The 23,513-nt window shown below is 72.7% G+C and carries 17 protein-coding genes and 1 pseudogene; 2 read left to right on the top strand and 16 right to left on the bottom strand.

Annotated elements, in window-relative coordinates; genetic code table 11:
* The 14 genes and pseudogenes from ACWGB8_RS29670 to ACWGB8_RS29605 form a co-directional block, all read right to left on the bottom strand.
* A pseudogene (locus ACWGB8_RS29670) lies at positions 1-253 on the bottom strand (hypothetical protein); the annotation flags it as partial.
* Positions 250-882: an RNA polymerase sigma factor gene (locus tag ACWGB8_RS29665; protein WP_452216695.1), complete on the bottom strand. Its 633-nt coding sequence runs from the start codon at positions 880-882 to the stop codon at positions 250-252. The pseudogene ACWGB8_RS29670 and the gene ACWGB8_RS29665, both read right to left, overlap by 4 nt.
* A gap of 53 nt (positions 883-935) precedes the next feature.
* Complete coding sequence (locus ACWGB8_RS29660) at positions 936-1,829, bottom strand: enoyl-CoA hydratase/isomerase family protein (protein ID WP_452216694.1); 894 nt, start codon at positions 1,827-1,829, stop codon at positions 936-938.
* Positions 1,826-2,959, bottom strand: coding sequence for a cytochrome P450 (locus tag ACWGB8_RS29655; RefSeq protein WP_452216697.1), 1,134 nt, complete (start codon positions 2,957-2,959; stop codon positions 1,826-1,828). The genes ACWGB8_RS29660 and ACWGB8_RS29655 overlap by 4 nt, the downstream gene beginning before the upstream one ends.
* A gap of 302 nt (positions 2,960-3,261) precedes the next feature.
* Positions 3,262-4,650 carry a cytochrome P450 gene (locus ACWGB8_RS29650; protein WP_452216693.1) on the bottom strand — a complete coding sequence of 463 codons (1,389 nt, stop codon included), beginning with the start codon at positions 4,648-4,650 and terminating at the stop codon, positions 3,262-3,264.
* 61 nt (positions 4,651-4,711) lie between these two features.
* A complete protein-coding gene (locus tag ACWGB8_RS29645; RefSeq protein ID WP_452216692.1) occupies positions 4,712-5,302 on the bottom strand; it encodes a GTP-binding protein in 591 nt (196 codons plus the stop codon).
* A complete protein-coding gene (locus ACWGB8_RS29640) occupies positions 5,277-5,654 on the bottom strand; it encodes a DUF742 domain-containing protein (RefSeq protein ID WP_452216691.1) in 378 nt (125 codons plus the stop codon). The genes ACWGB8_RS29645 and ACWGB8_RS29640 overlap by 26 nt, the downstream gene beginning before the upstream one ends.
* Entirely contained in the window at positions 5,651-6,052 is a 402-nt protein-coding gene (locus ACWGB8_RS29635; RefSeq protein WP_452216690.1) for a roadblock/LC7 domain-containing protein, read from the bottom strand. The genes ACWGB8_RS29640 and ACWGB8_RS29635 overlap by 4 nt, the downstream gene beginning before the upstream one ends.
* Positions 6,049-7,320, bottom strand: coding sequence for an ATP-binding protein (locus tag ACWGB8_RS29630; RefSeq protein ID WP_452216689.1), 1,272 nt, complete (start codon positions 7,318-7,320; stop codon positions 6,049-6,051). Before ACWGB8_RS29630 ends, ACWGB8_RS29635 begins: the two co-directional genes overlap by 4 nt.
* Positions 7,321-7,787: 467 nt before the next feature.
* Complete coding sequence (locus ACWGB8_RS29625) at positions 7,788-12,737, bottom strand: NAD-glutamate dehydrogenase (protein ID WP_452216688.1); 4,950 nt, start codon at positions 12,735-12,737, stop codon at positions 7,788-7,790.
* 373 nt (positions 12,738-13,110) lie between these two features.
* Positions 13,111-14,736, bottom strand: coding sequence for an L-glutamate gamma-semialdehyde dehydrogenase (gene pruA / locus ACWGB8_RS29620; RefSeq protein ID WP_452216696.1), 1,626 nt, complete (start codon positions 14,734-14,736; stop codon positions 13,111-13,113).
* Between the two features lie 112 nt (positions 14,737-14,848).
* Complete coding sequence (locus ACWGB8_RS29615) at positions 14,849-15,505, bottom strand: HAD family hydrolase (RefSeq protein ID WP_452216687.1); 657 nt, start codon at positions 15,503-15,505, stop codon at positions 14,849-14,851.
* Between the two features lie 43 nt (positions 15,506-15,548).
* Positions 15,549-16,058: a DUF6912 family protein gene (locus tag ACWGB8_RS29610; RefSeq protein ID WP_452216686.1), complete on the bottom strand. Its 510-nt coding sequence runs from the start codon at positions 16,056-16,058 to the stop codon at positions 15,549-15,551.
* Positions 16,059-16,143: 85 nt separating this feature from the next.
* Positions 16,144-17,211, bottom strand: coding sequence for a patatin-like phospholipase family protein (locus tag ACWGB8_RS29605; protein WP_452216685.1), 1,068 nt, complete (start codon positions 17,209-17,211; stop codon positions 16,144-16,146).
* 346 nt (positions 17,212-17,557) lie between these two features.
* Between ACWGB8_RS29605 and ACWGB8_RS29600 the strand changes: the two genes are divergently transcribed.
* Positions 17,558-18,100, top strand: coding sequence for an Rv3235 family protein (locus tag ACWGB8_RS29600; protein ID WP_452216684.1), 543 nt, complete (start codon positions 17,558-17,560; stop codon positions 18,098-18,100).
* A gap of 137 nt (positions 18,101-18,237) precedes the next feature.
* Here the strand turns inward: ACWGB8_RS29600 and secA are convergent, their stop codons facing one another.
* Positions 18,238-20,991: a preprotein translocase subunit SecA gene (secA, locus tag ACWGB8_RS29595; protein WP_452216683.1), complete on the bottom strand. Its 2,754-nt coding sequence runs from the start codon at positions 20,989-20,991 to the stop codon at positions 18,238-18,240.
* Positions 20,992-21,350: 359 nt separating this feature from the next.
* On the opposite strand from secA, the gene ACWGB8_RS29590 reads away from it, so the two are divergent.
* Positions 21,351-22,553, top strand: coding sequence for a winged helix-turn-helix domain-containing protein (locus ACWGB8_RS29590; protein WP_452216682.1), 1,203 nt, complete (start codon positions 21,351-21,353; stop codon positions 22,551-22,553).
* A gap of 43 nt (positions 22,554-22,596) precedes the next feature.
* Here the strand turns inward: ACWGB8_RS29590 and ACWGB8_RS29585 are convergent, their stop codons facing one another.
* Positions 22,597-23,355 (bottom strand): response regulator, encoded by a 759-nt coding sequence (locus tag ACWGB8_RS29585; RefSeq protein ID WP_452216681.1) that lies wholly within the window; start codon positions 23,353-23,355, stop codon positions 22,597-22,599.
* Between the last annotated feature and the right edge of the window lie 158 nt (positions 23,356-23,513).

Below are 23,513 nucleotides of genomic sequence, written 5' to 3'. Positions count from 1 at the left end.
GGGCGCCCGGCTCCTCGCCGCCGTTGGCGGTCAGCACCAGGGTCAGTGCCAGGCCGCCGACCAGGGCGGGCAGCGCGATCCGGCCGATCCGGCTGCGGACGGGCCGCGCCGCCGCGGCGGCCGTGCGCTCCCGGTTGATCTCGCTCATCAGATGTCCTCTCAACAGCTGGTGGCGGTCGGCGGAGAGCTGCGGACGGGCCGGGGCGGGCAGCAGCCGCTCCGCCTCCGCGTGCTCGTGGTCGTTCTGGTTCATCGGTTCGTCTCCCGCATCGACCGGACCGCATCCGTGCGGCCATCCCGTACCTGTCCGCCTCCCGCGGCGGGTTCCGTCCCGGCGCCGAGTTCCTCCGCGGCGAGCTTCCGCAGCCGGGTGCGGGCCCGGGAGAGCCGGGAGCGGACCGTCCCGATCGGCACCCCGAGCGCCCGCGCGGCACCGGCGTAGTCCAGCCCGGCCCAGACGCAGAGCGTGAACACCTCCCGCTCGCCCTTCCGCAGTCTCGCCAGCGCCCGTCCTGCGGCGGCCAGGTGCGCGCTGTCGTCGAGTCGGCCGACCAGCTCGTCGGCGAAGTCCGGCACCACATCGCGGTTCGGCAGCCGTTCCATCGCCGCCCGGTGCCGCCGGACCGCCCGGGCGGTGTTGCGCAGCACGTTGGCCGCGATGCCGAACAGCCAGGGCCGGACGCTCTCGCCCTCCTCCTCCCGCAGCTTCCCCCGCAGTCGCCAGGCTTCGAGGAAGGTCAGCTGGACGACGTCCTCGCCCGTCGCCCAGTCCCCCGAGGCCCGCACCGCATACCGGTAGAGGTCCTGGGCGTGCTCGTCGAAGAGCTCCCCGAACGCTCTCTGATCCCCGGCCCGTAGCCGGGCCCGCAGTGACAGTTCCACACCCCTACCTGTCCGCCGCCGCGGGCGCGCGGGCGCCCCGGTGCGTTCGCGGGTCAGCCGCCGTGGAGGGTGCGGCCGTAGTGGGCGGCGGCGAGCACGGAGGCCATCAACTCGCCGTCGAGGAGGGAGGAGTCGGCCATCCGGTGGGCCGCCGCATGGGAGTTGAGCAGGGTCTTGGTGACCCGCAGGGCGGCCTCGGGGCGGCGGGTGACGGGCCTGGTCCACTCGGCGACGGCCCCGTCCAGCTCCGCCTCGGGGACGACCCGCTGCAGGATGGAGAGTTCACCCGCTTCGACGGCGCCGACCGGGCGTCCGGTGAGGATGATCTCGCGGGTGCGGGCGGTGCCGACCTCGTTGAGCAGCCGGGGCAGCAGGCCGCCCCAGGCGACCGGCAGGCCGAGGGTGAGCTCGGGCAGCCGGAAGGAGGCGTTCTGGGCGCCGACCCGCAGGTCGCAGGCGAGGGCCAGGGCGAAACCGGCGCCGACCGCCCGGCCCTGGACGCGGGCGATGGTGACGGCGGGGCTGTTGGTGAGCGCGTCGCAGACCTGGCGGGCCTTGTGGCCGTAGCTGCGGATGCCGCCGCCGGTGGGGTCGCGGTCGAGCGAGGCGGCGAATTCGTCGCGGTCGCCGCCGAGGCAGAAGTCGCGGCCGGCGCCGGACAGCACGACGGCGCGGACCTCCGGGCCGAGGGTGCAGAGGACGGCGAGGAGTTCGTCCAGCACGGCGGTGGTGACGCTGTTCCCGTTCGCGGGGGTGTCCAGCTCGACGTGCAGCACCGGGCCGCGGAGGTCGGCGCGGACACTGCGGGCCGGCGCCGACGGGGGTACGGCGGGCAGCGGTTCGGCGACGGGGGCGGGCTGCGGGGCGGGGGGCACCGGCAGCGGCGGGACGTACGAGGGGTGCTGCCCGGACCAGGCGAACGGGGCCGCCTGCGAGGAAACGTTCATGCGGTGACTCTCAAGGACGTCACCCGGTGGAAGACCATCCGGGGAGCGTACTCGGGCGGGCTCACCGCGCGCAGCGCCGGGAAGCGGCGCACCAGTTGGCCGACCAGGCTGCGCGCCTCCAGCTTGGCGAGGCCGGCGCCGAGGCAGTAGTGGGCGCCGCCGCCGAAGGCGAGGTGGGAGCCCTTGCGGAGGATGTCGAAGGTGTGCGGATCCGGGTTGCGCCGCGGATCGTGGTTGGCCGCACCGTACATGACGTGGACCATGGTGTCCTTGGGCACGGACACCCCGGACAGCACGGTGTCCTCGGCCGCGATCCGGCTGTTCAGGCGGACCGGTGGGTCGTAGCGCAGCGACTCGTCGACCGCGCCGTCCAGGAGCTCCGGCTGCTCGCGCAGCCGGTCCCACGCGCCGGGGGTCTGCAGCAGTGACCACACCAGCGAGGACAGCATCGTCGCGGTGGTCTCCAGCGAGGCGATGGTGACGAACATGGTGAGCTGGTAGACGATCCGGTCGGTGGCCTCCGGGTCGGACTCCAGTCCGTCCCAGGTCCGGATCCAGCCGGACACCACGTCCTCGCCCGGGTTCTCCCGGCGCTCCCGCACCAGGTCGGTGAAGTACCGCTGCAGCCGCCCGGTGGCGAGTTCGGAGACGGCCAGCTCCCGCTTGGTGGGCAGGAGTTCCTGCGCGTGCACCTGGTCGTGGGTCATCTCCAGGATGTACGGGTGGTCCTCCGGCGGGATCGACAGCCAGCGTCCGACCGTGCTGATCGGCAGCTGCTCGGCGACCACGTCGGCGAAGTCCGCCTCGCCGTCCGCGCGTATTCGTTCGGCCAGCCGGTCGAGCAGGGCCGCCGACTCCGCCTCGACGGCCGGGGCCATGGCCCCGAGGGTGTGCCGGTCGAAGAGGTGGCCGAGGCTGTGCCGCTGCCGGGTGTGCTCGGGGGCGTTCAGCCGGGAGAGGGTTCGGCTCATCTCCTGGGTGGCGACGGCGTGCCAGCGCTCGGTGTCGGTCTGCCGGTCCTGCCAGGCGAAGTCCGGGACGAGCCAGTTCCGGTCCCGGAGCACCTGGTTGCAGGCGTCGTACCCGGTGACCAGGTAGCCGCCCCACGGGGCCGGCACGAGGTCGCCCATCGCCCGCAGCTCGTCGTAGACCGCGAACGGACGGGCCAGCCCCTCGGCCGAGCGCAGTCGCCGCAGCAGTGGCACCGCCGCCCGGCGGTCCACGGTGGCGGCACCGCCTCCGGGGTTCGCTGGGCGGGCGTCCATCATGGCGATCACGGGTGGCTCCTTGCGAGCGGGGGCGGGCAGTACGGCGGCGGTCTACCCGGCATGCACGCGTCCATGCGTCGCTCCGTGTCGCCTCCGCCACATTCCGCAAGCGAACGGACTCCGGTCGCCGCTCAGCGGACGGCCCGGAGTCCGTTTCGCCCCGATCAGAGCCGGAACACGTCCAGGAAGGAGCTCCACCAGCCCTTCTGCTTGCCCGGACGGGCGGGCGCGGGGGCGACCGGCGGCAGCGGCGTCCCGGGGGCGGCCGGGGCTCCGACCGGGCCGCCCGGAGCGGCACCGGGGGCGCCGGCCCCCGGCATCGGGATCCGGGCGGAGGCGGGGCTGAACCGCACCGGCAGGGCGACCATGCCCCGCTGGAACGGTCCGGGCCGCCACTCCACACTGTCGGCGGGCACCGCGAGCCGGACGTCCGGGAGGGCGTTGAGCAGGCACTCGATCGCGGTCAGCGCGATCAGCTGGGCCGGGTTCTTCGCCGGGCAGGCGTGCGGTCCCGCGCCCCAGGCGAGGTGGGCGCCCTTGCTGAGGGTGAGCCGGGCGTCGGTCAGCGCGGGGTCGGTGTTGGCGGCGGCGAAGCTGATCACCACCGGGCTGCCGGCGTCCATCGGGACCCCGCCCAGCTCGACGTCCTGCATCGGGAAGTGCGTCGCGTAGTTGGCGATCGGCGGGTTGTTCCACAGGACGTCGTCCAGCGCGTCCTCGATGCGCATGCCGGCGCCGTGGTCGGGGCTGGAGAGCAGCACCAGCAGCGCGTTGCCTATCAGGTTGCGCTCGGGCTCCACCCCGGCGCCCATCAGCATGACCAGCTGGTCCTTGAGCTCCTCGTCGCGCAGGCCGGCCGGGTGCTGGACGAGCCAGGAGGTGATGTCGTCGCCCGGCTGGCGGCGCTTCAGCGCCACCAGGTCCATCAGGCAGGCGTTCAGCTCCTCGTTGGCCTGGACGACGTCCAGGCCGTCGAACATCGCGGACATGCTGCGGGTCAGCCGGTCGCCGATGTCCGCCGGGCAGCCGAAGAGCTGGTTGAACAGCAGCAGCGGCAGCAGCTTGGCGTAGTCGTTGATCAGGTCGGCCCGGCCGTGCCCGCTGAACTGGTCGATCAGGTAGCCGGCGATCCGCTCGACGTGCCGGTTGAGCCGGTTGTCGTGGAGCCGGTCCAGGCTCTCGGTGACGGCCTTGCGCAGCCGCAGGTGCTCGGTGCCGTCGGTGAAGAGGCAGTTCGGGCGGTAGAACATCATCGGCAGCACGGGGCTGTCCAGCGGCACCCGCCCCTCGTTCAGCGCCGCCCACCGCCGGGAGTCCCGGGCGAACAGCCCCGGGTTCTGCAGCACCCGCAGCGCCGCCTCGTACGAGGTGACCAGGGTGGCCTCCACGTCCGGGGACAGCTCGACGGGGGCGGCGGGACCGTGGGCGCGCAGCTTGTCGTAGACCGCGTCGGGGTCGGACGAGAACCTGTCCCCGTACAACGGTGTGCGTCCGCCGTGCATCGGGCAGCCCGGCGGGGGCGACTGGGGGGAGGGTCGCTGCGGAGATTCCATGGTCGTTCCTTGGAGGTGGCCCCCGGGCGGATGCGGCCCGGACGGCGGTGACGGGGAAGGGTCAGGAGGCGCGGTCGAGCAGGTGCCGGACCAGCGTCAGCAGGGCGTGCGCGGAGGACCGCTGGTCCCGCGCGTCGCAGAACACCACCGGCGTGTGCGGCAGCAGGTCGAGTGCCTCGCGCAGCTGGTCCTCGGTGTAGTCGCTCTGCCGGTCGAAGCTGTTGACCGCGACCGCGTACTCCAGGCCGTACTGCTCGATCAGGTCGATCACGGGGAAGGTGTCGGAGAGCCGGGTCGGATCGGCCAGCAGCAGCGCGCCCAGCGCGCCGCGCGCCATGTCCTCCCACAGCTGCATGAAGCGCTGCTGGCCCGGGGTGCCGAAGAGGTACAGCACCAGGTCGTCGCCGAGGGTCAGCCGGCCGAAGTCCAGGGCGACCGTGGTGGTCTTCTTCTCCGGTACGCCGCGGAGGTCGTCGACCTGGATCGACGCCTGGGTCATGTTCTCCTCGGTGCTCAGCGGGGCGATCTCGGAGAGCGCGCCGATGAGCGTGGTCTTGCCGACCGCGAAGTGCCCCACGACCAGGATCTTGACCGCGGTCGTCACCGCGCCCGGGAGGTAGATGTTCTCAGGCGAACCGGCGTTGAAGTCCATGCAGTACCTTCTCCAGTAGTCTCGGATCCGGGGCCTGCGCCGGGGGCGGGGCCGCCCGGCGCAGCAGCCGTCCCTCGCGGATCAGGTCCGTCAGCAGCAGCCGCACCACGCCCACCGGCAGTTCCAGGTGGGCGGCGACCTCGGCCACCGAGAGGTAGCCGCCGGAGCACAGCTGCCAGATCGCCAGGGTCTCCGGGCTGGGGCGGCCGGGGAGTTCCTGCTCGGGGGCGACGGTGACCAGCGTGATCAGGGAGAGGTCGTCCGAGCTCGGCAGTTCGCGACCGCCGGTGATGACATAGGAACGGACGAACCCGCCGGTGGAGACCGGCTGCTCCTCGCCGGGCGGCGTCATGAGCCGCTGTGTGTGCTCTGGCGCGGCGCCGCTGTCATCGCCCGGCCGAGCGCACCCACCTGCTGCTGCATCCGGAAGGACATCGCCTCCATGTCGACGTCGGGGGCGGTGGAGGCCGCCAGGTACGCTCCGCTGCCGGCCGCGATCAGGAAGATCCAGCCCTGGTCGTACTCCAGCAGGGTCTGGCGCCAGGTCCCGGCGCCGCCGCCGACGAAGGGCGCGACCGCGCGGCTCAGCGACTGCATCGAGCTCATCGCGGCGGCGTTGGTCTCCGCGTCGTCCCGGCCGATGTCGCTGGACCGCTCCAGCAGCAGGCCGTCGGCGGAGACGAGGATGGCGTGCCGGGCCCCGCGCACCTGGAGCACGTCGTTGAGCACCCACGACAGATCAGGGCTCACTGGATCTCGGTTCCTTCCGTGGTCATGGTGATGCGCCCGGACAGCGTTCCGCGCTGGAACGCGCCGAGGCGGGACGCCGTCTCCTGGCTGGCCGGACGGGCCGGCTCCTCGGGACGGACGGCGTCCTGCGGCTGCGGGACCACCGAGACGGTGCGCTGACGGCGGCGCCTGGGCAGCCGCCCGTCCGCCGTCATCTCCTGGTCCGCGGCCATCGGGGCGGGGGCGAGGAGGGCCGGTCCGGCCGGCACCGGCTCGGGCAGCGGCGCGAGCCACTGTCCGGCGTCCTGCGGCCGGGCGTGCCGGGGCTGCTCCACGGGCTCTCCCTGGTACTCGCCGTGCACGGGGGACGCCGTGGGGGCGACCTCGCTGCTGAGCAGCTCGGCCGGCAGCAGCACGACGGCCCGTACACCGCCGTACGGGGAGACCGAGTCGACGGAGACCCGGAAGCCGTAGCGGGCGGCCAGCAGGCCGGCCACGGCGAAGCCGAACTTCGGGGGGTTGCCCAGGCTGGTGAGGCTGATCGGCGCGCCCGGGTTGAGCAGGGCGGCGGCGCGGTCCTTCTCCTCCTGGCCCATGCCGAGGCCGGCGTCGTCGACGATCAGGCAGACGCCGGTCGGGACGGCCTGGACGCTGATCTCCACCGGGGTGTCCGGGGCGGAGTAGTTGGTGGCGTTGGCCAGCAGCTCGGCCAGGACGACGGCGACCGGCTCGACGACCTTGCTGGCGAGCGAGACGTTGACCCGCGAGTGGATCCGCACCCGGTCGAAGTGCCGGATCCGGCCCTGGGCGCTGCGGGCCACGTCGTAGACGGAGGCGACGCTCTCCCTCCGGCCCAGCCAGCCGCCGCAGAGCACCGCGATGCCCTGGGCGCGCCGGCCGAACTGGCTGTTCGCGTGGTCGACCATCATCAGGTCGGCGAGGATCTGCGGGCTGTCGCCGTACTTCCGCTGCACCTTGTCGATGACGATCTGCTGCTCGTCGGCCAGACCCTGGAGGGTCCGCATCGCCGCCTTGAGGACGGCTTTGGTGTCCTCCTCGGCGTCGCGCCGGACGACCGCCAACTCGGCCGCGTGCTGGTTCTGCAGATGCGCGTTGAGGGCGCCGAGGTCGTCGCGCTGCCGCTGCACGAGGGCGCTCGCCTCCTCCAAGGAGGTGTTCCGCCGGCGCAGGGCGAGGTTCGTCCTGCGGGCCTGGAGGGCGGCTCCGACGGCGGCGAGCATCACCGCGACAAAGACCCAGAAAAAGGGTTCCTGCACAAATGACGTCATGAAACTCTCTTCAGGTGGCATCGCGTCAGGAACAGGTCGGGGCCGCCTGCGCGAATGGGACTGGCGACCCGGATCCCCCCGAAAGACGCCCACTGTTCCATCACGTCGGTGGAGCACTTTCGGCACGGGACCTGCGGCAACGCCTATCGCGGGGCTAACCTACTACAACTTCTGACATGTCAGAACAGCTGTCAATCAGGGCAGTTGGGGCGAAACAGCGCCACTTGTCGTCAGTTCCGCAGGACAGCGCGGGAGTTCGCGACACAGCGTTCACCCACATCTCACATCCGCGCCATGAACGGAAATACACAGAGAGTGAGCATGTCAACACGCTGAGGTCACGACGGCCTCTCCGCGGCGGCTCCCGGACACGGAAAACGGGCGGGGCCCGCGTCCGAAGACGCGGGCCCCGCCCGTCGAGCGGTCCGCCGGTGCGGCCGTCCGGTGCGCCGTGGCGGCGCCCCGGCTCAGCGCATCGAACCCGTGCGGAGCAGGGTCCGGATGACGCGCATCGCGACCGAGAGGCTGGACAGCTCGTAGTTGTCCGAACCCCTTATGTCGTCGAGCGTGGTGCGGGCCCGGTTCAGCAGGGTCCCGTTGAGCTCCGCCCAGGCCGTGTAGCGCTCCTCCGGGCCGGCGCCCTCGGGGCCGCAGGCCAGGATGTCGGCGGTCAGCGCCGCGTGCGCCGCGAAGAGGTCCTCGCGGATCGCCGCACGGGCCATCGAGGACCAGCGGTCGGTGCGGGGCAGCTCGATGATCCGGTCCAGCAGGTGGGTGATCTGCAGGCGGTCGGCGAGGTCGTAGTACAGCTCGGCGACGTCGGCGACGTCCTTGCCGCTGCGGTCCGCGACCTCGGTGATGTCGAGGGTCGGGAAGGTCGAGGAGAGGCCGGCGATCCGGGTGGCCAGCTCCTCGGGGACGCCGGCCGCGGCCAGCTCCTCGTGGACCGACTCGAACCAGGCGAGGTCCTCGCCGCGCAGCGGCTTGGGCAGCGAGCCCCAGACCTGGTTGACCCGGTCGTGGAAGAACTCGATGGTGCCCGCGATGTCCAGCGGCTGGCGGCGGTTGTTGAGCATCCACCGGGTGGCACGCTCGACGAGCCGCCGCGAGTGCAGGCGCATCTTGGTCTGGGCCCGCGCCGTGACCCGGTTGTCCAGGCCCGCGATCTGGCCCCAGATCCCCTGCAGGCCGAAGACCGCGCGCGCGGCGGTGTGCGTACGGGCGATCTCCTCGTACGTGGCGCCGGTCTCCTCCTTCAGCCGGAAGGCGAAGGTGCAGCCGCCCTGGTTGATCGTGTCGTTCACGATCAGGGTGGTGATGATCTCGCGGCGCAGCGGGTGGTTGTCGATGGCCTCGGCGAACCGGGCCCGCAGGGCGGTCGGGAAGTACTCGTGCAGCGCGGCGCGGAAGTACGGGTCGTCGGGCAGCTCGGTGGCGAGCAGCTCGTCGGCCAGCGTGATCTTCGTGTAGGCGAGCAGCACCGACAGCTCGGGCTGCGAGAGGCCGCGGCCGACCTGCTGGCGCTCGCGGATCTGGCGCTCGGTGGGCAGGAACTCCAGGGCGCGGTCCAGCCGGCCGCCGGCCTCCAGCCGGTTGATCATCCGGGAGTGGACGTTGACCATGCTGAGGGTCTGCGCGACGGCGTTGGCCAGCACGACGTTCTGCGCGTAGTTGTTGCGCAGCACCAGGTGGCCGACCTCGTCGGTCATCTCGGCGAGCAGCTTGTTGCGCTGCTTGACCGTCATGTCGCCCTCGGCGACGACCTGGTTGAGCAGGATCTTGATGTTGACCTCGTGGTCCGAGGTGTCGACGCCGGCCGAGTTGTCGATGGCGTCGGTGTTGATCCAGCCGCCGGTGGACTCGGGGCCGCCCGTGCTCGCGTACTCGATGCGGCCGAGCTGGGTGCAGCCGAGGTTGCCGCCCTCGCCGATGACGCGGGCCCGGACCTGCTCGCCGTTGACCCGGATGGCGTCGTTGGCCTTGTCGCCGACCTCGGCGTTGGTCTCGGCGGAGGCCTTGACGTAGGTGCCGATGCCGCCGTTCCAGAACAGGTCGACGGGCGCCTGGAGGATCGCCTTCATCAGCTCGGCCGGGGTGACCCGGGAGCCCTCGATGCCGAGCGCGGCCCGCACCTGCGGGGTCAGCTGGATCGACTTGGCGCTGCGCGGGAAGACCCCGCCGCCCGCCGAGATCAGCGACTTGTCGTAGTCGTCCCAGGAGCTGCGGGGCAGCTCGAAGAGGCGGCGGCGCTCCGCGTAGGAGGCCGCGGCGTCCGGGTTCGGGTCGAGGAAGATGTGCCGGTGGTCGAACGCGGCGAGCAGCCGGATGTGCTCGCTGAGCAGCATGCCGTTGCCGAACACGTCGCCGGACATGTCGCCGATGCCGACGACGGTGAAGTCCTCGGTCTGGGTGTCGTGCCCGAGCTCGCGGAAGTTGCGCTTGACCGACTCCCAGGCGCCGCGGGCGGTGATGCCCATGCCCTTGTGGTCGTAGCCGGCCGAACCGCCGGAGGCGAACGCGTCGCCCAGCCAGAAGCCGTACGCCTCGGCGACCCCGTTGGCGATGTCGGAGAAGGTGGCGGTGCCCTTGTCGGCGGCGACGACCAGGTAGGTGTCGTCCTCGTCGTGGCGGACCACGTCGGCCGGGTGGACGACCTCGCCGCCGACCAGGTTGTCGGTGATGTCCAGCAGCGCCGAGATGAAGGTCTTGTACGAGGCGACGCCCTCGGCCAGCCAGGCGTCGCGGTCCACCGACGGGTCCGGCAGCTGCTTGGCGACGAATCCGCCCTTGGCGCCGACCGGGACGATGACGGTGTTCTTGACCATCTGCGCCTTGACCAGGCCCAGGATCTCGGTGCGGAAGTCCTCGCGGCGGTCGGACCAGCGCAGGCCGCCGCGGGCGACCTTGCCGAAGCGCAGGTGGACGCCCTCGACCTGCGGCGAGTACACCCAGATCTCGAAGGCCGGGCGCGGGGCCGGGAGGTCCGGGATGGCCTGCGGGTCGAACTTCATCGACACGTAGGAGTGCCATGCGCCGGTGTCGCCGGCGTGCTGGAAGAAGTTGGTGCGCAGGGTGGCCTTGATGAGGTGCAGGAAGGAGCGCAGGATGCGGTCCTCGTCCAGCGAGACGACCTCGTCGAGGGCGCCGTCCAGCTCCTCCAGGATGCCCTCGGTCAGCTCGGCGGCTCCCAGCTGGTGGCTGGGGCTGAGCCGGGCCTCGAAGAGGTTGACCAGCAGGCGGGTGGTGTGGGTGTTGTTGCGGAGCGCGTCCTCCATGTAGTCCTGGGAGAACGTGGAGCCGGCCTGGCGCAGGTACTTGGCGTAGGCGCGCAGCACCACGGCCTGGCGCCAGGTGAGGCCCGCGGTGAGGATGAGCTCGTTGAAGCCGTCGTTCTCGGCGAGGCCGGTCCAGGTGGCGGCGAAGGCCTCCTGGAAGCGCTCGCGGGCCTCGTCGGTGAGCTCCGTGGCCTCGCGCAGCCGCAGGCCGAAATCGTAGACCCAGGCGGTGGTGTGGTCGGAGCGGGTCAGCGCGTAGGGGTGCTCGTCGAGCACCTCGACGCCCAGGCGCTGCAGGACCGGCAGGACCTCGGTGAGCGAGATCGGGCCGCCGACCCGGTAGATCTTGAAGCGGCGCTCGTCGTCGCCGGCGCCGACCGGCTGGTACAGGTTGAGCCGGAAGTCGCCCGCGCCGTGCAGGGACTCGATCTGCTTGAGGTCGGCGACCGCGGTGCGCGCGGTGAAGTCGGCGCGGTAGCCGTCGGGGAAGGCGTTGGCGTACTTGCGGGAGAGCTCGGCGGCCTTCTCCTCGCCCAGCTCCAGGTGCAGCTGGTCGTTGAAGCCGTCCATCCAGAAGCGGGCGGCCTCGGCGAGCTTCGCCTCGATGCGCTCGACCTCGGCGTCGCTGAGGTGCGGCAGCTCGCTGCCGGGGGTGACCCGGACGACGAAGTGCAGACGGGTCAGCACGGACTCGGTGGACCACACGGTGTAGTCGATGGAGGCGCCGTTGAGCTCCTGCATCAGGATGTCCATCAGGCGCAGCCGGATGCGGGTGGTGTAGCGGTCGCGCGGCAGGTAGACGAGGGCCGAGAAGTAGCGCCCGTACTCGTCCTGGCGCAGGAAGAGCCGCAGCCGACGGCGCTCCTGCAGGTAGAGCACGCTGGTGGCGATCTGCCGGAGCTCGTCGGCGGGGGTCTGGAAGATCTCGTCCCGGGGGAAGGTCTCCAGGATCTGCAGCAGGTCGCGGCCGTCGTGGCTCTCGGTGGAGAAGCCGGAGTCGGCGATGACGTCCTGGACCTTGCGGCGGACGACCGGGATGCGGCCGACCGACTCGGTGTAGGCGGCGGCCGAGAACAGGCCGAGGAAGCGGCGCTCGCCGACGACCTCGCCGTTGGCGTCGAACTTCTTCACGCCGACGTAGTCGAGGTAGGCCGGGCGGTGCACGGTGGCGCGGCTGTTGGCCTTGGTGAGGACGAGCAGCTTCTTCTCGTGGGCCTTGGCGCGGACCGGGGCGGAGAGCCGGCCGAAGGCCTCGCTGACCGGGTGGTGGTCCTCGTCGTGGCTGAGCGGGTCGGAGCGCAGGATGCCGAGGCCGGTGCCGGCGACGGCCTTGAGGACCTCCTCGCCCTCGTGCTCGATGAGGTCGTACTCGCGGTAGCCGAGGAAGGTGAAGTGGTCGTCGGCGAGCCAGCGCATCAGCTCCCAGGCCTCGCCGACCTCCTGCTCGGGCAGGCCGGCCGGGGGCTCCTCGGCGAGCTCGTCGGCCAGGCGCAGCGAGCAGTCCCGCATCTTGCCCCAGTCCTCGACGACCTCGCGGACGTCGCCGAGCACGCGGCGCAGGTCGGCCTCGATGGAGCGGAGGTCCTCGCGGTCGGTCTCGCGGTCGATCTCGATGTGCATCCACGACTCGACCGTGGCGTCGGCGGGCCACTCGGCTCCGGCGGCCTGGCTGCGGGCGCAGGCGTCGACGTCCAGGATCTCCAGCAGCTTGCCGGTGATGTCACGGCGGACGACCAGCTGGGGGTGGATCACGATGTGGATCGCGCGGTCCTGGCGGGACAGCTCGTTGGTGACCGAGTCGACCAGGAAGGGCATGTCGTCGGTGACGACCTCGACCACGGTGTGGCCGCAGGACCAGCCGTTCTCCTCCACCGACGGGGTGTGCACGCGGACCTCGGCGGTGCCCTGGGGGCGCTTCAGGCCGAGGCGGTAGTGGGAGGCGGCGGCGCCGTACACGTCGACCGGGTCGCGGTCGACCAGGTCCTCGGCGGCCGTGTGCAGGTAGTAGTGGTGCAGGTACGCGGTCAGAGCGCCGTTGCTCAGCCCCTCGCCCGGCGCCGCTCCCCCCACCTGGCTGTTCTCAGCGGCTGCTGCTGCCTTCCTGAGCAGTTCGGCCTTGGCTGCGTCCAGCTTGGTCTGCATGACTTCTTGGCTCCTGTCGCGCGCCGTTGCGTGACTCGGTCGGGTGTGGATGCGCACCGCCGGGGTCTGCCGCAATCCTCCCGCACCCCCCGACTGAAAGGGCTTCATGGCACGCATGAAACGCCCCGGCAGTGGGTAGGACGAGTCGTTCGGCCTGCGGAGCCACCCGACGACGCCAGCCAGCCTAACGGGAGGAAACGAAGGTGTCAGGGGACAGGGAGGCGCAAAGGCGCAGGAAGATCGGGCCGTCCTGGACACCATGTCCAAACCGGCCGGTACGGTTCGCCATCAGCTCGAATGTGTGCAGCCCCGGTCCGGATGCCCCGGCCCGCCGGGTCGGCCGCGCACGGTCCGGGCCCGGCGGGCGGGGACCTCAGTCCATGTGCGGGTAGCGGTGGTCGGTCGGCGGGACGAAGGTCTCCTTGATCGACCGGGCCGAGGTCCAGCGCAGCAGGTTCTGCGCCGCGCCCGCCTTGTCGTTGGTCCCGGAGGCCCGGCCGCCGCCGAACGGCTGCTGCCCGACGACCGCCCCGGTGGGCTTGTCGTTGATGTAGAAGTTGCCCGCCGCGAAGCGCAGCTCCTCCAGCGCCTGCGCGACGGCGTGCCGGTCGGTGGCGATCACCGAGCCGGTGAGCCCGTAGGGCGCCCCGGTGTCGATCCGGCGCAGGACGTCTTCCCAGCGGGCGTCCTCGTAGACGTGCACGGCGAGGATCGGCCCGAAGTACTCGGTGCGGAACATCTCGTTGCGGTGGTCGGCGGAGACCAGCACGGTCGGCCGGACGAACCAGCCGATGGCGTCGTCGTACTGGCCGCCGGCCGCCAGCTCGACCGTCGGATCGGCCTTGGCCCGCTCGATGGCGTCCCGGTTCTTCTCGAACGCGCGCCGGTCGATCAGCGCGCCCATGAAGTTGGACAGGTCGGTGACGTCGCCGACCGCGAGGGCGTCCACCTCGGCCAGGAAGTCGTCCCGGATCCGCTGCCAGAGGCTGCGCGGCAGGTACGCGCGGGACAGCGCCGAGCACTTCTGGCCCTGGTACTCGAAGGCGCCGCGCAGCAGCGCGGTCCGCAGGACGCCGGGGTCGGCCGAGCGGTGGGCGAGCAGGAAGTCCTTGCCGCCGGTCTCCCCGACGATCCGCGGGTAGGTGCGGTACGAGCCGATGCCGGCGCCGATGGTCCGCCAGAGCGACTGGAAGGTGGCGGTCGAGCCGGTGAAGTGCAGCCCGGCGAGCGCCGGGTCGGCCAGCGCGACCTCGGAGAGCCGGACGCCGTCGCCGGTGACCAGGTTGACCACCCCGGGCGGCAGTCCGGCGGCCTCCAGCAGGCGCATCAGGTAGTGGGCGGCCAGGGTCTGGGTGGGCGCGGGCTTCCAGACCACGGTGTTGCCCATCAGCGCGGGCGCGGTCGGCAGGTTGCCGGCGATGGCGGTGAAGTTGAACGGGGTGACCGCGTAGACGAAGCCCTCCAGCGGGCGGTGGTCGGTGCGGTTCCACACCCCGGGCGAGGAGGCCGGCTGCTCGGCCAGGACCTGCCGGGCGAAGTGCACGTTGAAGCGCCAGAAGTCGATCAGTTCGCAGGCGGAGTCGATCTCGGCCTGCTGGACCGTCTTGGACTGGCCGAGCATGGTGGCCGCGTTCAGCGTCTCCCGCCACGGCCCGGCGAGCAGGTCGGCGGCGCGCAGGAAGACCGCGGCCCGGTCGTCGAAGGAGAGCGAGCGCCAGGCCCGCCCGGCCTCCAGTGCCGCGTCCACCGCCAGCCGGGCGTCCTCCCGGGTGGCGTTGCCGAGCACCCCCAGCTTGGCCGCGTGGTGGTGCGGCTGGACGACGTCGATCCGCTCGCCGGCCCCGAACCGCTGCTCGCCGCCGATGGTCATCGGCAGCGGGATCCGCTCCGCGGCCAGCTCGTCCAGCCGGCGCACCAGCCGGATCCGCTCGGGGCTGCCGGGGGCGTAGGAGAGGACCGGCTCGTTGCTCGGGGTCGGGACCTGCGTGACGGCGTCGATGGGCATGGCGGCTCCTGGTCGGCGGACGGGCGTCCGTCCAGCCTGACCAGCGGCCGGCCGATTCGCCCGGCCCGACACGCCCCGGGCGGCGTGGCGGGTGCCGCCCCGGCGGTCAGCCGGCGAGCCGCCCGGCCAGCTCCACCGCCTCCGCCAGGCTGTCCACCACCGGGACGCCCACCGGCTCCAGCTTCTCCCGGGTGTGCGAGCCCCCGGTGTACAGCACCGCGTGCGCGCCCGCGGCGAGGGCGGCCAGCGCGTCGTCCGCGGCGTCCCCGATCAGCACCGTCCGGGCCGGGTCGACCTCCTCGCCGAGCGCCTCCAGGTGCCGCAGCAGGTGGCTGGCCTTCTGCCCGCCGGAGGGGCCGCTGCGGCCGTCCACCCGCAGGAAGTGCGGGGTCAGCCCGAAGGCGTCCACTATCGGCACCAGCCGCTCGTGCTCGTACATCGACAGCAGCGACTGGCTGTACCCGGCGTCCTGCCACGCGCGCAGCAGGTCGCGGACGCCGTCGGTCAGCCCGCAGGCGGCGCTCAGCTCGCGGTAGCGGTCGTGGAACGCGTCGTCCAGCAGCGACCACTCGGCGTCGGTGGGCATCCGGCCGAGCAGCCGCCGGTAGAAGCGGGGGATCGGGATCTCGTACTGCTCGCGGTACTCCTGCATGGACATCGGACCGATGCCGACGGTCGCGAACGCGGCGTTGCTCGCTCCGAGCACCGCCTCCATGTCGTGGAAGAGCGTGCCGTTCCAGTCCCAGACGATATGAGTGCGCACGCCAGGAACGGTAACCCCGGCCGGCGGCGGCGCGGTAGCGGCCTCAGCCGAGCAGGCCGGGGATCTCCTGGGTGGCGAACCAGAGCAGGTCGTGGTCCTCGGCGCCGTCCACGGTGAACTGGGCGTCCTGGTCGCCCGCGTCGGCCGCGGCGACGGCCGCCACCGCCGCCTCGATGTCCTCCACGACGTCCCGGTCGGCGGTGTCCGCGTGCACCGCGGCCGCCTTGGCCAGCTTCACCGGCCCGGCCAGCACGACCCGGCCGAGCGAGGCCTGGTCCTGGTACTCGTCGCCGGGGAAGGGCTGCACCGCGGAGTCCGCGACGTCCAGCGCGACGACCACCCGGCGCCGCGGCGCCCCGTCGTCGGCCGACAGCAGCCGCAGCGAGGCCTGGGCGGCCCGGTTGAGCGCCGCGTACTCCAGCTCCTCCAGGTCCTCGCTGACGTACCACTCGCGCAGCGCGGGGGTGACGGCGTACGCCGCGGCCTGCTCCAGCGCGCCCCCCGGGTGCGCCGCCGCCAGGCCGTTCAGGGTGGTGGGCACGTACACGCGCATCGGTGGCACTCTCCGGTTCGTCCAGCGGCACAGCTTCCAGCGCCCCCAAGAATAAGGGCCGCCGCCGCCCGACGTGATCAGCCGCTCACCCGACCGGCGCGCGCAGCCCGTCCAGCGCCTCCCGGCCGGTGCGCAGCGCGCTGTCCAATACCGCGCCCCGGCGGGACGGGTCCATCATGTTGGGGCCCATCACCGCGAGGTCCGCCAGGGTCGGCGCGAGCAGCTGCACCCGGACGCCGGAGGCGCGCAGCAGCCGGGCCTCGGCCATCATCCGGCGGGTCACCGTCCGCCGGTAGCGGCTCAGCAGCTGGGCGAGCACCCCGCGCGGACGGTCCCGGGCGCGCCACTCGCGCAGCGCGGCCAGGGTGCCCGTGCCGGGCTCCACGGGGGCGCGCGGCTGCAGCCGCAGGGCCATCGGAGCGAGCACGAACACCTCGTCCAGCTCCCGGCCGAGCATCAGGTCGGCGTTGGTCGCCGACCAGCAGCCGCCGTCCACGTACGCCGCGCCGGCCACCTCGACCGGGGCGAACCAGCCCGGGATCGCGCAGGAGGCGGCCACCGCGTCGGCGAGGTCGGCCCGCGGTGCGCCGGGATCGTTGAAGACCACCCGCCGGCCGGTGCGGTAGTCCACCGCCACCGCCCGCAGCCGGTCGACCGCCGCCGGGTCCCCCGCCTGCACGCTGCCGACCAGCGCCCGGACCGGGGCGAGCGAGCCCCGGCCGTGCGGCGCCACCGCCGACACCACGGTCAGCAGCGGGCGGGTGCCCGGGTGCCGGACGGCGTCCCGCAGCAGGGCCGGGGAGCCGATGCCCGCCCGCGGGCGCGGGGGCAGCGCGCCGCCCGCCGCCGTCTCGTAGTCGAAGTCCACCCCGGCCAGCGGCCCGCCGGTGATCGGCAGGCCGCGCTGGTGGGCGCGGAGCTGGTCGGTGTCCACGCCGCCGGCCAGCAGGGCACCGAGGATCGCGCCGGCCGAGGTCCCGAGGACCACCTCCGCCGAGCCGGGCCGCCAGCCGGTCGCCTCCTGGACGGCGCAGAGCGCACCGACCGTCCAGGCTGCGCCCAGCATCCCGCCGCCGCCCAGCACCAGCCCGCGCCGGGGGCCGTCGCCGCGCTGCGGCGGGGCGCCGCCCTCGTCCGTGGAAACCTGTGTCACCGTGCCGCCCGCCCCCCGGTCGTCCTCGGCGCCGGAGCCGTCCGCTCCGCCCCGCCGCACCTCGCGTCCTGCTCCGATCCTGGCCGTTACCCGCGGGTAGCGCCGCCGGTTCCCGTCCCCCTTCGGGCGTCCCCGACGCCTCCCCGGCGCCGCTGCTCAGGCGCTCGGCCGTCAACCCGGCGGCGGGCCCGATCGGGTGCGACCGCCCCGGGGCGGGCTTCCGGCGCCCGACCCTCACCCGGATAGGTGAACCCCCGGGGGCCCGGGAAGCGGCCTTGCCGCCCCTCGCGCGAGGCCGTTAGGCAGTACCCGAACCGCCCCGCCGCCGACCCGCCCGGAGCCCGCCATGACGCCCTGCACCAGCACCGCCGCCCCCGCCGCCGCCACCCCCACCAGCACCGCCACCGCCACCGCCACCGCAGCCACCTCAGCCACCGCCCACCACCGGGCCGTACGGCACGTCGTGCACGCCCGCCGCCCGCCCGCCCCCGAGCGGCGGCCCCGCCACCCGCGCGCCGACTGCGAGGCCCGGGTCCGGTCGCACCCGCCGCACCCCGGCGGGCCCGGCCGCGCCGAGCTGACCACCCGCTTCGCCCACCGCCTGGTGGAGGTGCTCACCGGTGCCCGCCCCTGCGGCCAGTTGCAGCGGCACACCACCACCGACGGCTACGGCCAGCTGGCCGCCCTGGTCCGCTCGGGGACACTGCGGCGCGGTGGGCCCGCGGCCGCCCTGAGGCTCGGCCCGGTGCACGACCGCTCCCCGGCGGGCGACGCGGTCGAGGCCTGCGTCCGGGTCGACCTCGGTGCCCGGCAGCACATGGTCGCCTTCCGGCTGGAGCGCCTGGCGCGCTCCGGCCAGTGGCAGTGCGCCGCCGTGGAGGCCCGGTGAGCGGGGCCCGGTCGCCGGGCGGTCGCAGGCCCCCCGCGGGCGCGCCCCCGACGGACGGGGCCCCGGAAACGACGCGGGGCGCCGCCCCCGTGCGCAGAGCACGGAAGCAGCGCCCGGCGGCGTGCGTACGGGGCGGATCAGCCCTTACGGCGGCGGCCCTTGGCCGACTTGGCGGCCTTGCGGCGCTCGGCGCGGGTCAGGCCGTCGCCCTCGTCCTCGGTGTAGGTGTCCTCGAAGTCGCCCTCGACCACACCGCCGCCGACCTCGTCGGACGGGGCCGTGTAGTGCAGGCGCTGCGGCTTCGGGGCCTCCAGGCCCTTGGCCTTGATCTCCGGGCGGGAGGCCTCCTTCTCCAGCGAGATCTCGGCGGCGTCCACCGGGACCTCCTCGACCTGCTGCTCGACCTGGACCTCCAGGTTGAACAGGTAGCCGACGGACTCCTCCTTGATGCCCTCCATCATCGCGGTGAACATGTCGAAGCCCTCGCGCTGGTACTCGACCAGCGGGTCGCGCTGCGCCATGGCCCGCAGGCCGATGCCCTCCTGGAGGTAGTCCATCTCGTAGAGGTGCTCGCGCCAGCGGCGGTCCAGCACCGACAGGACGACCCGGCGCTCCAGCTCGCGCATGATCTCCGCACCCAGCTGGTCCTCGCGGGCGCCGTACTGGGCCTGGATGTCCTCCTGGACGGTCTTCACCAGGAAGTCGGGGGTCAGGCCGGCCGGGCCGCCCGCCTCCTCCTCCAGCTCCTCCAGGTCCAGGGTGATCGGGTACAGCTGCTTGAGCGCGGACCACAGCTTGTCGAGGTCCCAGTCGTCCTCGTAGCCCTCGCCGGTGGCGGCCCGGACGTACGCCTCGACGGTGTCGTCCATGAAGTGGCCGATCTGCTCCTGCAGGTCCTCGCCCTCCAGGACGCGGCGGCGCTCGCCGTAGATGACCTCGCGCTGGCGGTTCAGCACCTCGTCGTACTTGAGGACGTTCTTGCGGATCTCGAAGTTCTGCTGCTCGACCTGGGTCTGCGCGGAGGCGATCGCCCGGGTGACCATCTTCGACTCGATCGGCACGTCCTCGGGCACGTTGGCCATCGACAGCACGCGCTCGACCATGCCGGCCTTGAACAGGCGCATCAGGTCGTCGCCCAGCGACAGGTAGAAGCGGGACTCGCCCGGGTCGCCCTGGCGGCCGGAACGACCGCGCAGCTGGTTGTCGATGCGGCGGGACTCGTGCCGCTCGGTGCCGAGGACGTAGAGGCCGCCGGCCTCCTTGACCTCGTCCTGCTCGGCCTTGACCGACGCCTTGGCCTTCTCCAGGGCCTCGGGGAACGCCGCCTCGTACTGCTCGGGGGTGTCCACCGGGGACAGCCCGCGCTGGGCCAGCTCGGCCGACGCGAGGTGGTCGGCGTTGCCGCCGAGCATGATGTCGGTACCGCGGCCGGCCATGTTGGTGGCGACGGTGACCGCGCCCTTGCGGCCGGCCTGCGCGACGATCTGCGCCTCGCGCTCGTGGTGCTTGGCGTTCAGCACCTCGTGCGGGATGCCGCGCTTGCGCAGTTCCTGCGACAGGTACTCGGACTTCTCGACCGACACGGTACCGACCAGCACCGGCTGGCCCTTCTCGTGCTTCTCGGCGATGTCCTCGACCACGGCCGCGAACTTGGCCGGCTCCGACTTGTAGATCAGGTCGGGCTGGTCGATGCGCAGCGGCGTCTTGTTGGTGGGGATCGGCACCACGCCGAGCTTGTAGATCTGGTGGAACTCGGCGGCCTCGGTGGTGCCGGTACCGGTCATGCCGGAGAGCTTGTCGTACAGGCGGAAGAAGTTCTGCAGGGTGATGGTGGCCAGCGTCTGGTTCTCGTTCTGGACCTCCACCCCCTCCTTCGCCTCGATCGCCTGGTGCATGCCCTCGTTGTAGCGGCGGCCGGCCAGGATGCGGCCGGTGTGCTCGTCGACGATCATGACTTCGCCGTTCATGACGACGTAGTCCTTGTCGTTCTTGTACAGCTCCTTGGCCTTGATGGCGTTGTTCAGGAAGCCGACGAGCGGGGTGTTCACCGACTCGTAGAGGTTGTCGATGCCGAGGTAGTCCTCGACCCGGGTGACGCCCTCCTCCAGGATGCCGACGGTGCGCTTCTTCTCGTCGACCTCGTAGTCCCGGTCGATCTTCAGGCGCAGCACCAGCTTGGCGAAGTCGGCGTACCACTTGGTCGCCTGGTCGGCCGGGCCGGAGATGATGAGCGGGGTGCGGGCCTCGTCGATGAGGATCGAGTCGACCTCGTCGACGACCGCGAAGTTGTGGCCGCGCTGGACGAGTTCGTCCTTCGACCAGGCCATGTTGTCGCGCAGGTAGTCGAAGCCGAACTCGTTGTTGGTGCCGTACGTGATGTCCATCCCGTACTGGCGGCGGCGCTCGGCGGGCGTCATGTTGCCCAGGATCACGCCGACTTCGAGGCCGAGGAAGCGGTGCACCCGGCCCATCCACTCCGAGTCGCGCTCGGCGAGGTAGTCGTTGACCGTGATCAGGTGCACGCCCTTGCCGGTCAGCGCGTTCAGGTACGTGGGCAGGGTGCCGACCAGGGTCTTGCCCTCACCGGTGCGCATCTCGGCCACGTAGCCGAGGTGCAGGGCCGCGCCGCCCATGATCTGGACGTCGTAGTGGCGCTGGCCGAGCACGCGCTTGGCCGCCTCGCGGACGGTGGCGAACGCCTCGGGGAGGATGTCGTCCAGCGTCTCGCCGTCGGCCAGGCGCTGCTTGTACTCGTCGGTCAGCGCCCGCAGCTCGGCGTCGGTGAGGTTGACGAAGTCCTCTTCGATGGAGTTGACCTGGGCAGCAATCCGCTGCAGCTTGCGAAGGATCTTGCCCTCGCCTGCGCGCAGGATCTTGTCGAAGACGGACACTTGAGCGGGCTCCTTGCCTGTATTGGCACTGGACGACTGCACGGGGGGTCCACCCCACCGCACGGGCCATCGTATGCGAGGAGTCCAACACCCCGGGAGGTGCGTCAGCACGCTATTCCTGTGTCACCCCTGCGAGCACATGACCGGAAACCGCACCCTACCGGGGCAAACCGGTGCCCCGCAGGCCCGTTGGGCGGCCGATCGACCGCCCGCGCCCGTGCGGGCACGGAGAAATCCGCCCGTAGCGGTGCCCGGGCCGGCCCCCGCCCCCGCCGGAGCCCGCCGTCCCGTCCGCGCCCGGACCCCGCCCCGCCCGCGCGGACTCCCGCTTGTCAGTGGTGCGGTCTAGGCTCGCCGGCATGACGGTGACGCTTCCGAACGGCCCTGCCGACCCCGCACCCGTGGAGCGGCTCGGCGCCGACGACGCCCGGCGGATCGCCCTGCGCGCCCAGGGCCTGCTGGGCGCTCCGGACCGCCGGGGCGGGGTGCGCGGGGTGCTGCGGCACCTGGGCGCCGTCCAGCTCGACACCATCTCGGTGCTGGCCCGCTCGCACGAACTCGTGCCCTACGCGCGGCTCGGCGCGGTCGGCCGCCGCACGGTCGAGGACGCCTACTGGGGCGGCGGCACCACCTTCGAGTACTGGTCGCACGCGGCCTGCATCCTGCCCGTCGAGGAGTGGCCGCTGTTCGCCTTCCGGCGCCGGCACTACCGGGACCGCGGAAGCCTCTGGGGCCACCAGGTCGCCCCCGAGACGTACGCGGCGGTGCTGGACCAGCTGCGCGCCGAGGGCCCGTCGACCTCCACCGAGCTGGGCGGCGCCAAGCGGACCGCCGAGTGGTGGGACTGGTCGGACACCAAGATCGCGGTCGAACGGGCGCTGGCCTTCGGCGACGTGGTCTGCACCGAGCGGCGCAGCTGGAAGCGCGTCTACACACTCGCCGAACAGGTCGTCCCCGCCGAGCTGTTCGCCCGGGAGCCGAGCGACGCGGAGTGCCTGCGCACGCTCGTCCGGCAGGCCGGCGCCGCCCTGGGCGTGGCCACCCGGGCCGATCTGATGGACTACCACCGGCTCACCGCCGCGCAGTTGGACTCGGCGGTGGCCGACTCCGGGCTCGTCCCGGTCGAGGTCGCGGGCTGGGGCCCGGGCGGCGCACCGGCCCCGGCCTGGGCCGCCCCGGAGGCGCTCGCCGCCCCCGTGCGCGGACGCCACCGCACCACGCTGCTCTCGCCGTTCGACTCGCTGATCTGGGACCGCGCCCGCACCGAGCGGATCTTCGGCATGGTGCACCGGCTGGAGGCGTACACGCCCAAGCACAAGCGGGTGCACGGCTACTTCGCGATGCCGCTGCTGGCCGGCGGCCGGCTGGTCGGCCGGGTCGACCCGGCCCGCGAGGGCCGCACCCTGGTGGCCCGTCAGGTCTCGCTGGACTCCGCCCGGCACGTCGAGGCGCTGGCCGCGGCCCTGCTCGAGGCCGCCGACTGGGTGGGCTGCGACGCGGTCCGGGTGGAGCAGCTCGGCGACGAGTCGCTGCGCCCGGCCCTGGAGAAGCTGCTGGCCTAGGAGGGGCCGCCGGCCGGGGCGGGCCGGCCTCCCGGCCGGCGCGTCACCCTATTTCGAGGATCTTCTCCCGCATCGCATAGACCACGGCCTCCATCCGGGAGTGCAGCTGCAGCTTCTCCAGGATGTTGCGGACGTGGTTCTTCACCGTGTTCTCGCTGATGAAGAGCTCCTTGGCGATCTCCCGGTTGTTCATCCCGGTGGCGACCAGCTTGAGCACCTCCAGCTCCCGGTCGGTGAGCCGGGGCGCGGGCACGAGGTCCCGGTCGTCGGAGCGGCGCTGGATCATCGACTTGAACTCGGTGAGCAGCTTGGAGGCCATCGAGGGGCTGATCTGGGACTGCCCGTCGGCGACCGCCCGGATCGCGGTGGCGACCTCGTCGGTGGAGATCTCCTTCAGCAGGTACCCGGTGGCACCGGCCTTGATCGCCTCGTAGAGGTCGGCCTCCTCGTCGCTTATCGTCAGCATGATGATCTTGGTGCTGGGCGCCACGTCCTTGATCGCCGTGCACGCCTCGATCCCGCTGCGGCGCGGCATCCGGACGTCCATCAGGATGATGTCGGGCAGCAGGTCGGCCGCCTTGAGCACCGCCTCCGCACCGTCCCCCGCCTCCCCGACGACCCGGATGTCCTCCTCCTCGGCGAGCACGATCTCCAGGCCCCGGCGGAACAGCGCGTGGTCGTCGACCACCAGCACCCGGATCGGCTCACCGCGGTGCGAGGCGTACCCGGGTTCCTCCCCCGGACCCGGTGCCACCCCCGAGCCCGGCCCCGCAGCGGGCCCCAGCCCGAAGTGATCCCCCATCCGCCCCTCCCGGTCGCCGGTGTCGTCGCGCCCATCATTCCACGGCCGGGGCGCCCCGCGGTCACCCTCCGGCGCCGGATCCCACGCATCGGGTGACCTCACGGCCCGTCACCCCCGGAACGCCGGTGGCCCCGGCGGGGGGTGGCGCCCGGGGCCCC

This window comes from Kitasatospora sp. NPDC054939 (assembly GCF_053610105.1).
This window is presented reverse-complemented; position numbering and strand designations above follow the sequence as displayed.

Bases quoted from the DNA above. Each gene is read 5' to 3' on its own strand.
- ACWGB8_RS29610 (WP_452216686.1), bottom strand. From the start codon at position 16,058: ATGCGCGTGTACGTGCCCACCACCCTGAACGGCCTGGCGGCGGCGCAC.
- ACWGB8_RS29640 (WP_452216691.1), bottom strand. From the start codon at position 5,654: ATGACGCCGCCCGGCGAGGAGCAGCCGGTCTCCACCGGCGGGTTCGTC.
- ACWGB8_RS29630 (WP_452216689.1), bottom strand. From the start codon at position 7,320: ATGACGTCATTTGTGCAGGAACCCTTTTTCTGGGTCTTTGTCGCGGTG.
- ACWGB8_RS29600 (WP_452216684.1), top strand. From the start codon at position 17,558: ATGACGCCCTGCACCAGCACCGCCGCCCCCGCCGCCGCCACCCCCACC.
- ACWGB8_RS29590 (WP_452216682.1), top strand. From the start codon at position 21,351: ATGACGGTGACGCTTCCGAACGGCCCTGCCGACCCCGCACCCGTGGAG.
- ACWGB8_RS29650 (WP_452216693.1), bottom strand. From the start codon at position 4,650: ATGGAATCTCCGCAGCGACCCTCCCCCCAGTCGCCCCCGCCGGGCTGC.
- ACWGB8_RS29625 (WP_452216688.1), bottom strand. From the start codon at position 12,737: ATGCAGACCAAGCTGGACGCAGCCAAGGCCGAACTGCTCAGGAAGGCA.
- ACWGB8_RS29660 (WP_452216694.1), bottom strand. From the start codon at position 1,829: ATGAACGTTTCCTCGCAGGCGGCCCCGTTCGCCTGGTCCGGGCAGCAC.
- ACWGB8_RS29655 (WP_452216697.1), bottom strand. From the start codon at position 2,959: ATGGGCGACCTCGTGCCGGCCCCGTGGGGCGGCTACCTGGTCACCGGG.
- ACWGB8_RS29585 (WP_452216681.1), bottom strand. From the start codon at position 23,355: ATGGGGGATCACTTCGGGCTGGGGCCCGCTGCGGGGCCGGGCTCGGGG.
- ACWGB8_RS29645 (WP_452216692.1), bottom strand. From the start codon at position 5,302: ATGGACTTCAACGCCGGTTCGCCTGAGAACATCTACCTCCCGGGCGCG.